General features: G+C 47.6%; 11 protein-coding genes. 9 read left to right on the plus strand and 2 right to left on the minus strand.

Annotated features, from left to right (window positions below; genetic code table 11):
- Positions 1-81 precede the first annotated feature (81 nt).
- From ACY2VT_RS08020 to ACY2VT_RS08050, 7 genes are all read left to right on the plus strand, one after another.
- Positions 82-714, plus strand: a complete 633-nt coding sequence (locus tag ACY2VT_RS08020; protein WP_461879506.1) for a TRAP transporter small permease — start codon at positions 82-84, stop codon at positions 712-714.
- The gene (locus ACY2VT_RS08025) at positions 714-2,003 is read left to right on the plus strand and encodes a TRAP transporter large permease (protein WP_461879507.1); all 1,290 of its coding nucleotides are present in this window, start codon (positions 714-716) and stop codon (positions 2,001-2,003) included. Before ACY2VT_RS08020 ends, ACY2VT_RS08025 begins: the two co-directional genes overlap by 1 nt.
- Positions 2,004-2,019: 16 nt before the next feature.
- Positions 2,020-3,051, plus strand: a complete 1,032-nt coding sequence (locus ACY2VT_RS08030) for a TRAP transporter substrate-binding protein (RefSeq protein WP_461879508.1) — start codon at positions 2,020-2,022, stop codon at positions 3,049-3,051.
- 162 nt (positions 3,052-3,213) lie between these two features.
- Positions 3,214-3,882 (plus strand): SGNH/GDSL hydrolase family protein, encoded by a 669-nt coding sequence (locus ACY2VT_RS08035; RefSeq protein ID WP_195997419.1) that lies wholly within the window; start codon positions 3,214-3,216, stop codon positions 3,880-3,882.
- A 260-nt stretch (positions 3,883-4,142) separates the two neighbouring features.
- Positions 4,143-5,825 carry a phospho-sugar mutase gene (locus tag ACY2VT_RS08040; protein WP_461879509.1) on the plus strand — a complete coding sequence of 561 codons (1,683 nt, stop codon included), beginning with the start codon at positions 4,143-4,145 and terminating at the stop codon, positions 5,823-5,825.
- Positions 5,826-5,948: 123 nt separating this feature from the next.
- Positions 5,949-6,509 carry an RNA polymerase sigma factor gene (locus ACY2VT_RS08045; protein ID WP_461877186.1) on the plus strand — a complete coding sequence of 187 codons (561 nt, stop codon included), beginning with the start codon at positions 5,949-5,951 and terminating at the stop codon, positions 6,507-6,509.
- Positions 6,506-7,960: a serpin family protein gene (locus ACY2VT_RS08050; RefSeq protein ID WP_461879510.1), complete on the plus strand. Its 1,455-nt coding sequence runs from the start codon at positions 6,506-6,508 to the stop codon at positions 7,958-7,960. Before ACY2VT_RS08045 ends, ACY2VT_RS08050 begins: the two co-directional genes overlap by 4 nt.
- A 53-nt stretch (positions 7,961-8,013) precedes the next feature.
- On the opposite strand, the gene ACY2VT_RS08055 is transcribed toward ACY2VT_RS08050, so the two are convergent.
- Both ACY2VT_RS08055 and ACY2VT_RS08060 read right to left on the minus strand, forming a co-directional pair.
- Positions 8,014-8,607, minus strand: coding sequence for a DUF1349 domain-containing protein (locus ACY2VT_RS08055; RefSeq protein WP_055218940.1), 594 nt, complete (start codon positions 8,605-8,607; stop codon positions 8,014-8,016).
- 64 nt (positions 8,608-8,671) lie between these two features.
- Entirely contained in the window at positions 8,672-9,850 is a 1,179-nt protein-coding gene (locus ACY2VT_RS08060; RefSeq protein ID WP_461879511.1) for an MFS transporter, read from the minus strand.
- Positions 9,851-10,057: 207 nt separating this feature from the next.
- Between ACY2VT_RS08060 and ACY2VT_RS08065 the strand changes: the two genes are divergently transcribed.
- A complete protein-coding gene (locus ACY2VT_RS08065) occupies positions 10,058-10,984 on the plus strand; it encodes an AraC family transcriptional regulator (protein ID WP_461879512.1) in 927 nt (308 codons plus the stop codon).
- Positions 10,985-11,236: 252 nt separating this feature from the next.
- Positions 11,237-11,377, plus strand: a 141-nt coding sequence (locus ACY2VT_RS08070; RefSeq protein WP_461879513.1) for a transposase, incomplete at its 3' end; no start/stop codon positions are given.

Genomic DNA, 11,377 nt, shown 5'->3' on the forward strand with positions numbered 1-11,377 from the left:
GGTGTTTTTAGCATTGCTATTGATGCCGATGTCCCCTTTATGTTATTATCCTGTTACAAATTTAACGGAGGTATGCCTTTCATGAAAAAAATATTTCACTGGCTGGATGAAAACCTGGAAGAATTTCTTCTTGTGATCGGTCTGATCGCCATGACGCTGATCATGGGAATTCAGGTTTTCTGCCGCTACGTCCTTGGCATGTCGCTGTCATGGTCGGAAGAGCTGACCAGATATATTTTTATCTGGTGCGGTTTCTTAAGTGTCAGTTACTGCAGCAAGAAATGTCTTTCGATTAAGATCGAGCAGTTTGTTGCGATTTTTCCGCGGAGAGGAAAAGCCATCTTCAAAATTGTGAATCATACGTTTGAATTGATTTTTTTCATCTACATGATTCCGTTTGCTTTTTCTTATATGATGTCGTCGGTTAAAAGCGGCCAGCTTTCCCCGGCCTGCAAAATCCCGATGTACTTTATCCAGGCAGCACCGCTTGTCTCCTTTGTGCTGGTTGCGTTCCGTGTACTGCAGCGTTGGATGATTGAGTTCCGTGTAGCGCGCGGTGAGAACGTTTTCGACCCGGCCCATCCGGAGCGCAATACGCCGGAATCCTTCATCGAGGCAAATGCCGGAGCAGATAACGCCACAGAAAATGCCCTGAACGCGGGTATCGACAACCGCATCCATACGATTAAAAATTCGAATGAGGAGGAACACTAATGCCGGTCGTAGTATTATTTCTGATTTTTGTTGCATTGCTGGTCATCGCTGTTCCGGTATCGATTACCCTTGGAATCACATCTGTGCTTCCGTCGGTGTTTGACCCGTCTTTTACGGTAGGAGCCAAATATCTGATCCGTGCCATGTTCGGGGGACTCGATTCCTTTCCCCTGCTGGCAGTTCCGATGTTCGTTCTCTCCGGTATTATCATGGCAAAGGGAGGAATCTCCAAGAAGCTGTTTGACGTCTTTGCCTATTTCCTTGGAAAATTTACTGCGGGTATGCCGTGTGCGGTTATCGTCACATGCCTCTTCTATGGTGCGATCTCCGGTTCCGCTCCGGCGACCGTTGCCGCGGTCGGAAGTATGACGATCCCGATTCTGACCACGCTTGGTTATGATCTGACATTCTCCACTGCGATTGTGGCAGTTGCCGGCGGTCTTGGCGTTATCATTCCGCCAAGTATTCCGTTCATCATGTACGGTATGGCTTCCGGCGCTTCGGTCAGCGATCTGTTTCTTGCCGGAATTGTACCGGGTCTGATGATCGGTCTGCTGCTGATGATTTATGCCGTTTATCACTGCAAACGGTATGGGGAGGACAAAGAGAAGATCTATGCAGAAGTCAAAGTGCTGCATGACAAAGGCCTGCTTCGCGTTTTAAAAGAGAGCTTTTTTGCATTACTCAGCCCGGTGATCATCCTTGGCTGTATCTACAGCGGCGTTGCTTCCCCGACCGAGGCGGCTGTTATCTCCGTATTCTATGCACTGATCATCAGCCTTTTTGTGTACAGGAGTATCCGCATCCGCGACATCTGGTCCATTCTGGTTGAGGCGATTCGTACCTTCACCCCGATCCTGTTCATCCTGGCGGCATCGACGGCATTTTCCCGTGTGCTGACGCTGATGCAGGTACCGCAGACGGTCAGCGAATTCATTCTGAACAACTTCCACAGCCCGGTTGCGATCCTTCTGATCATCAATGTATTCCTGCTGATTGTCGGAATGGTGATGGATACCACACCGGCAATCCTGATTCTGACCCCGATCCTGCTGCCGATCGTACAGGCAATCGGTATGGATGCGATTCAGTTTGGTGTGATCATGGTTGTCAACCTGGCGATCGGCTTCGTAACACCGCCGATCGGCGTCAACCTGTTCGTGGCAAGCTCCCTGACCGAGGTTCCGGTCATGCAGATCGCAAAGAAGGCTATGCCGATGATCGGTTTCTTCCTTGTGGCACTGCTGCTGATTACGTTTATTCCGGCGATTTCGATTGGAATTTTATAAGGAGGAGCGAAGGACAATGAAAAAGATGACAAAAAATAAAAAGCTTTTCCGAACAGCGACGGTACTTGCTGCTGTCGTTGCGCTTGGTGCATCGCTTGCCGGCTGCGGCTCTTCCGAGGGAGAGACGACACAGCGTTATTCCTGGCCGCTGGCAACGGCGAGCCCGGAGGACACGGTCACACAGATTTTTGCCGAGAAGTTCGCGGAAGAGATTTCGGAGCTGAGCGACGGTAAAATGAAAATTCAGGTTTACGCAAACTCAACACTCGGCGGCGACCGCGATCTGCTCGAAACGTGTGCCGACGGCGATATCCCTTTCGTTGTACAGAATACGGCACCGCAGGTTTCCTTCATGAGTGATCTGGCTGTCTTCGACCTGCCGTGCGTCTTTGCTACGGTGGATGAGTGCCGTGAGAAAATTGATGATCCGAATTTCTATGACCTCATCAGCAACGTTTATACCGAGGGCGGCTATCACCTGCTCGGCATGGCGGATCAGGGATTCCGTGTGATGAGTACGAATAAGCCGGTTTACAGCTTTGCAGATTTCAAAGGACAGAAGATCCGTACAATGGAGAACAGCTACCATCTGGCATTCTGGAAAGCGATCGGCGCCAACCCGACACCGATGAGCTTCAGTGAGGTTTACATCGGCCTGCAGCAGCATACAATCGATGCGCAGGAGAACCCGTATGAGGTTATCGTTTCGAACAACCTGTACGAGCAGCAGGACTATGTGGTGGAGACCAACCATCTGCCGCATCTGATTTCCCTGATTGTCAACGACGATTTCTTCAAGGATCTGCCGGAGGACGAGCAGGAGATTATGACTGAGGCTGCCAAGATTGCGACCGAGTACGCAAGAGAGCAGTCCGATGCCCGTATCGCCGACAAGATCGCGACGATCGAGGAGAGCGGAACCCAGATCCTGACACTCGACGACCAGACAAGAGCGGACATCCGAGAGGCATCGAAGAGCGTGTATGCGTCGATTAAAGAGAACATTGACCCGGCGATTTACAATGCTTATATGGATGGGATTGAGTAAGAAAAGAAAATGAAATTCCCGGCTGCGGGGCACTGAAAAACAGTGTTTCGCGGCCGGATTTTTTTACACAAAATTTGCCTTGCACGGTCGAAACTGTAAGACTATAATGGGGTTCAGAGGGTTTTTCTAAATTAATTACTCATGATCAAGGGAGGCAAAAAAATGATTTTTGAACACATGGACCGGATTGTATTTGCAGGAGATTCCGTAACGGATATGGAGAGTGCACAGCCGGTGGGGGAAGGTTTATTTGAAAATGTCGGAAAGAGCTATGTCCGAATCGTCGAAAACATGCTTGCAGCATTCTACCCGGAGGTATATCTTCGCGTGACAAACTCCGGCATCGGCGGAAACACAAGCCGTGATCTGCTGCAGCGGTTTGACCGCGATGTTGTTTCCCTGAACCCGGACTGGGTTTCTATCTGCATCGGGATCAACGATGTCTGGAGACAGTTCGACAGCCCGGCCATCCCGGACGAGCAGGTATCCCCGGAGGAGTACCGTTCTAATGTGGAACAGATGATTCTTTCCGTAAAAGATAACGTAAAAGGCATTTTCCTAATGACCCCATACTACATGGAGCCGAACGCAGAAGACTGGATGAGAAAACGCATGGACACCTACGGCGCAATCTGCGGCGAACTGGCTGAAAAATACGGCTGCCGCTTCATCGACCTGCAGGCCGTTTTTAACGATTACTTCCAGTACCGCCATTCCTCCTACATCGCCTGGGACAGAATCCACCCGAACCAGATTGGTGCAACGGTGATCGCGCGGGCATTTCTGGAAAAATGCGGATTTGATTATAACCATAGGCCGGGGGAAGAATAAAAAATGCATATGATAAGCGGGAATCGTCATCGCGGTTCCCGCTTTTTGTTTTTGAAAAGGGCAGAGGTTCTGTCTGAAAACTGCGGATGGAGTCGAAAAAAGGAGAAAAACTGCGGTAAAATTTTGCTTAAATGACCAAATTTAATTGCTGTTTTGGCGCTTTTATGGTATATTATGACTATCCATACATTTATGTGGCGCTGAATTGGGACATAAGAGTGAGACATAAAAATAAAGAATAGAACAGGAGAGAAAAAGATATGTATCTGGAAGAGTATAAGAGATGGCTGGCAGCTGATCTGGAAGACGCAGATCTGAACCCGGAGCTGGCACGGATTGAAGGAAACGATGAGGAGATCAAGGATCGTTTTGCTGTATCTCTGAAATTCGGAACCGCAGGACTTCGTGGTGTACTTGGCGCAGGAACAAACCGTATGAATATCTATGTAGTACGTCAGGCAACACAGGGTCTTGCAAACTGGGTAAAAACACAGGGCGGAAACCAGACCGTAGCCATCAGCTATGACAGCCGTATCAAGAGCGATGTATTCGCAAAAACAGCAGCAGGCGTTCTGGCAGCAAATGGAATCAAAGTCAGAATTTACGACGCACTGATGCCGGTACCGGCACTTTCCTTTGCAACCCGTTACTACAACTGCAACGCAGGTATCATGGTAACCGCATCCCACAACCCGGCAAAATACAACGGCTACAAAGCCTACGGTCCGGACGGATGCCAGATGACTGACGATGCTGCTGCAATCGTATACGCAGAGATTCAGAAAACCGATATCCTGACCGGCGTAAAATTCATGCCGTTCGCAGAGGGAGTGGAAGAAGGACTGATCCGTTTTGTCGGAGAAGACTGCAAGAATGCCCTGTATGAAGCAATCGAATCCCGTCAGGTTCGTCCGGGTCTGTGCAAAACCGCCGGACTGAAACTCGTTTACAGCCCGCTGAACGGATCTGGTCTTGTACCGGTTACGCGTGTATTAAAAGACATCGGCATCACCGATATCACCATCGTTCCGGAGCAGGAGTACCCGAACGGATACTTTACTACCTGCAGCTATCCGAACCCGGAAATCTTTGCTGCACTGGAAAAAGGTCTTGATCTTGCAAAAGAGACCGGCGCAGACCTGATGCTGGCTACCGACCCGGATGCAGACCGTGTTGGTATCGCCATGAAATGCCCGGATGGAAGCTATGAACTGGTAACCGGAAACGAAGTCGGCGTTCTGCTTCTCGACTACATCTGCGCAGGCCGCATCGAGAAAGGCACCATGCCGGAGAAACCGGTTGCTGTAAAATCCATCGTATCCACACCGCTGGCAGATGCTGTTGCCGAGCACTACGGCGTAGAACTCCGCAGCGTTCTGACCGGATTCAAATGGATCGGCGACCAGATTGCAAACCTGGAGGCAGACGGCGAAGTAGACCGCTTCATCTTCGGATTTGAGGAGAGCTACGGATACCTGGCCGGCCCGTATGTAAGAGATAAAGACGCAGTCATCGGCTCCATGCTGATCTGCGAGATGGCAGCTTACTACAGAAGCATCGGAAGTTCCCTGAAACAGAGACTGGAAGAGATCTATGCCGAGTATGGCCGTTACCTGAACAAAGTAGACAGCTTCGAGTTCCCGGGACTGAGCGGAATGGACAAGATGGCTGGCATTATGGACGGTCTTCGAAAAGAGCCGCTGACCGAGATCGCAGGTTCTGCCGTTGTCAAAGTAACCGACTATGAGAAACCGGAAGAAACCGGACTCCCATCCGCAAACGTTCTGATCTACAAGCTGGCAAACGGTGAAACCGTCATCGTCCGCCCGTCCGGAACAGAGCCGAAGATCAAAGTATACTACACAACACTTGGAAAGGATCTGGCAGAGGCAGAAGCAGAGAAAGAAAAACTCGCAGAGGCTTTAAAACCGATTCTGGCATAAAGAAAATAAAAGAATGGAAGGGCGTGGCTTCGGTCACGCCCTTTTTCGAACCGAAATTTCTTTTAAAAAGTGTAAGATTTTCTGCAAAATGGCGTGATGATAGATGAAAGGGGGGATTTCCATATGGAGGATACTCATATTGTCCAACTGTACTGGGACAGAAACGAAACAGCGATCAGCGAATCATCGATGAAATATGGCGCATACTGTACGTCCATTGCACAGAATATTCTGCAGAATCCGGCGGATGCAGAAGAATGTGTCAACGACACCTGGCTTCACGCGTGGAATGCCATGCCGCCGCACCGGCCGTCTCTGCTATCCACATTTCTTGGAAAAATAACGAGAAATCTTTCGTTTGATCTGTATAGAAAAATGCATCGCAAAAAACGCGGAGAAAGTCAGATGGATGCGGTATTGGATGAGCTGGAAGAATGCGTTTCGGGGAAAGATGATATTGAGCGGCAGTGGGAGATGAAAGAACTGATCGCGGAGATCAATCGGTTTCTGCAGAAGCTGCCGGAGGAAAAACGATGCATGTTTGTCCTGCGGTACTGGTATGTAGACAGCATCGGTGAAATCGCGGAGCGGCTGGGAAGAAGTGAAAATTATATTTCAGTTTCATTGAACCGGATCCGTGGAAAATTGCATATACACTTGACGGAAAGGGGGTTCGAAGTATGAAGAAAGAAGAATTATTTGAAACGCTGGGAAATCTGGATCCTGCTATGGTGGAAAAAGCGGGGAAATATCAGCGTTCACGAAGGACTGCATGGAAAAAATGGACGGCCACTGCAGCCTGTGCGGTGATCATTGGCGGAGCTGTGCTGGGGGTTACGACATGGAGAAACGGTCGGGAGGGTTCTGCAGTCCGTTATCCGTCGAGGGTAACGACGGTGCTGGCGGCTTATCCGGCATCTGTGGCGCGGACGATGGATGCGCAGAAATTTATGGAAAGCGATGCACACTGGGACTGGTGGGATTCGTACCGGGAGTTGACAGCAAAATCAGCAGAACTGCAGACAGGAATGGATGCGTATTATCAGAACCTGATAGAACAGATGCTGGTTTCGGAAAATGAAAATACCGTCTGCTCGCCGATCAATCTGTATATCGCATTTGCGATGCTGGCGGAAACTTCGGATGGAAATACACGGCAGCAGATTCTCGACATGCTTGGTGCTCAAGATATGGATACGTTGCGGGAAAATGTTTCTTCGCTCTGGGAAAGTAATTATGCAGATACGCCTGCGCTGAAAAGTGTGCTGGCAAATTCGCTGTGGCTGGATGGTGAGGAAACATACAATGACACAACGCTGCAGCGGCTGGCGGAGCAGTATTATGCATCGACCTTCCGTGGAACTCCCGGATCGGAGGAGATGAATCAGGCATTGCGGACCTGGACGGATGATAATACCGGAGGACTTTTAAAAGAATATACCGAAAATATGGCGATCGCCCCGGAAACGGTATTTGAACTGGTATCAACCATCTATTATAAGGCGATGTGGCGGGAGAACTTCTGGAAAGTAAATACAGAGAAGGAAACCTTCCACGGAACTGCGGGAGATACCACTGTGGATATGATGAAGAAAACGGAACGGATGGATGTCTACCGGGGCGAGCATTTCCGTGCAGCCAGCCTTAGCCTTCAGGACAGCGGCTCCATGTATTTCCTGCTTCCGGATGAAAATACCGATGTCAATGAACTGGTATCGGATCCGGATCTGATGAAGGTTATACGGCGGGATGAAAGCAGTGATAACTGGTATTCACCTATGGTGAACCTGTCTGTTCCTAAATTTAAAGTATCGGAAAAAACAGACCTGATCGAAACCGTGCGCGCACTGGGTGTAACGGATGCACTGGATGCGGATCTGGCAGATTTCAGCCCATTGACAGAGGATAAAGAGAATTTATACCTGAGTAAAGCAGACCACGCTGCCATGCTCGAAATTGATGAAAACGGAGTAACCGGAGCAGCCTATACAGAACTTGGCGTTTCAGAAACCGCAGCAGAAATCCCGGACGACGAAATCGATTTCGTACTGGATCGTCCATTCCTGTTTCTTGTTACGGGGCAGGACGGATCGCTGTTGTTCTCGGGAGTTGTAAGAAATATCGACGGGAAGTGAAAAAAGGAGTCGGACTGTCCGACTCCTTTTAAAATAGAAGAACTCAGGGTATTTCATTCTCCGAAGCGGATATTCTTTACCGTTTTCTTCTCAATATGCAAATCTTCATAAATCCGGTTGCCACCATTTCCCTGCGGCGCCTGGGCAAGAAGCCCTACTTTTACGGTCTTTTTACCGGAAAGATTAAAAAATCTTGTCATAAAATAATGAATGCCGTCTTCAGAATAATGGAAAGCAAAGGAATTTTTCACTCTGCAAATTTTCAGCCATGCGGTATTTCCGGAAATATTACTTCCGTTGGCATCGTCAGAATAACCTTGTTTCGTCACAACGCTGACAGCGGCATGAGTTCCGAAATCGGTTTTTTCAAAGCAGCTTTTTGCCCAGTTGTCCAGATCTTCCATGACCATAAGAGAAGAAGAGTCATAGATGTCTTTGAAGTCATGAGAAACTTTGACAGTCAGAACAAAATCGCCTTCGATTTCCGTATAATAATAGGGTGCATTGTGCAGTGATTCCGGCGTAATGCCTTCTTCCGAAACAGTGCCGTTGTTGCAGAAGAAATCTGTCCCAGCCGGTGCAAAGATGACAAGCTTGCCTTCTTCCTCTCTTTTTAATTCGCTTTCATTTAACCAGGAAAAATCCATCATCCTATCTCCTTTCTAAGAAGTGTGTCTGAGACACGTTACAGTATCTCTTTGGTGCTTATTTTTACTCTGCGTTCCTTTGTCGGAGCAGAAAAACAGACAAAATCAGTACAGCAGGGAAAATGCAACCGGCCAGCATACCTGCCTTCAGATCGTCGCCGGTGTTTTGTGTGACAAATCCAATAACAAATGGTCCAATGGAACCGCCCATATCTCCGGCCATGGCGAGAAGTGCGAACAGTGCAGTTCCGCCAAGTGGAATTTTAGAGGATGAAATACTGATGGTTCCCGGCCACATAATTCCTACGGAGAAACCACACACAACGCAGCCTGTAAGATTTAAAAGAGGATATGGTGCGAGAGCTGCAGCCAGATAACAGATCAGGCAAAGTGTACCGGATGTGATCATGAATTTTGTTAAGTCAATTTTTTCCCCGTATTTACCATAGAAGGTTCTGCTGATGCCCATCATCACAGCAAACAGGCACGGTCCTGCAATGTCTCCAATGCTTTTTGAGAGACCTAATGCAGACTCGGCATAAGCGGAAGCCCATTGCGCCATCGAAATCTCGCTTGCTCCGGCGCAGACCATAAGAACAAGGGAAATCCAGAAAATGGGAAGACGGCACAGCTGACGAATGGTAAGTCCTTCTTCGCTTCCGGTCAGTGATTCAATCGGGCAGGAAAGAAAATTAAACGTATTGTACAGTGGAAGTACAGCCCAGATACATGCGAGGATCGGCCAGCGTTCCATACCAAAAACTGCCAGAAAAGCAGTGGAGAGTAAGATGACGCCTACAGACCCCCAGCAGTAAAAGGAGTGAAGCAGACTCATAACGCTGTCCTTATTGTCAAACGGACAAACTTCTACGATTGGGCTGACAAGAACTTCAATCAGTCCGCTTCCGGCGGCATAGATCATGGCGCTGAGCAAAATTCCCGCATAGGCATTTGGCAGAATATTGGGCAGAAAGGCAAGTCCAATCAGGCCGCAGGCGGAAAAAATCTCGGAAGCAACGACACACCTGCGATAACCGATTTTATCGACATATCTGGCACAGAACAAATCGACAAGAAGTTGTGTGAAAAAGAATATTGTCGAGATAAACGCAATTTTTCCAAGAGAAATATGGTAAGTTCTGTGAAAAGTAAGAAATAGTAAAGGTGCAAAATTTGCAGAAATTGCCTGCGTGATAAATCCAAGATAACAGGCAATTAAGGTTTTGCGGTAGTTCTTTTTCATAGTGATATACTCCGTTTTTAAAAATGGCAGAACTGCTGCGGCCGTAGTGTTCGTTTCGTTGCCGTTCACCGTGTTCCATGGAGCGACAACGATTCTTTTTGTATAATAACGTAAAATGATGTCGCTTTCACTGGAATATATCCTCTGTTTATTGTATAATATCGTAAAATAGAGAGGGTCGTGCCTGAAAAACGGAGGCGGGGAAAGATGGAATTTAATACATTTTATAACAAGATCCAAACGGATGAAAGCATGATGGAAACGATACAGCATGGAAACAGTGAGTATCCGTTTCAATTGTATTACGACGATCTTGCGTTGTTTGATTTTCATTGTGTAGAATGGCACTGGCATGTGGAGTTTGAGTTTGTTTTTGTACAGGAGGGAACAGCAACCTTCTGGGTTGGCGAAAAGCAGTTTTCACTGGGACAGGGAACGGGCATTTTTATTAACTCAAAGATTTTGCATCGCTATTTTTCTGAAGGCCATGCGATTGTGCCAAATTTCGTTCTGAAACCGACATTTCTCGCTCCGGCAGACAGCCTGATTTACAAAAAATACATTGCACCGATACAGGCGTGTAAGGTGGACTGCATTGTCTTTTGCAGGGAAATAAAATGGCAGGCAGAAGCGCTGGAGCTCATGCAGAAAATTCTCAAAGCGCAGGAATCAGACAAAGACCGGGAACTGGTTACTTTATTTCTGACGCAGGAATTGTGGCACTTGCTTTATTTGCACATGGATTCGGAAGTGCTGCAGAAAAAAAGAGAAAATACGGCATCCTCACAGGGAAGAACACAGCTGATGATGCAATATATTCATCAAAATTTCCGACAGAATCTTACCTTGGAGGATATCGCCGGGCAGGCTATGGTGAGCAAGAGTACGGCATTGAATCTGTTCCGAAGATATCTTCACGATACGCCGGTACATTATCTGGTGAAGTATCGTCTGCAGGAGGCTGCAAAGCTTCTGGCCACGACGGAGAAAAAGATAACTGTAATTTCCGGCGAGACGGGATTTGAAAACATGGATTATTTTTGCAAAACATTTAAGAAGTATTATGGGAGAACACCGACGGAATATCGAAGAAAAAAACAAATGGATACGGATGACAGAGGATGGATCGTTTAAGCCGTAGTGTAGGAGAAAACGGAAAAATTACAAGCTCAGAGCTGGCAGCAAAGACCAAAATGCTTCCGCCGGCTGGGTCGCAGACTGGAGGAAAAAGGATATGTAGAGCGGAGCGTTGACAAAAAAGACCGCAGAAAGTGGATAAAAGTGCGGTAGACACAAAATAAGACGCGTCCATCGAATTTACGCAAGTAATTGAAGATGGACAAAATAATAGTTGTATTAATCAATAAAATATCGTATAATACAAACATGAACACAACATATCAATCAAACAATAATGTCGTCTATTCCTGTAAGTACCATGTAGTATGGTGCCCAAAGTATAGACGAAAAGTATTAACGAACGGTGTGGATGTCCGGCTGAAGGAGCTGCTCACAGAGTATGCTGCA

The organism is Fusicatenibacter sp., from assembly GCF_050872605.1.
In the GTDB taxonomy this organism is placed as follows: Bacteria; Bacillota; Clostridia; order Lachnospirales; family Lachnospiraceae; genus Fusicatenibacter.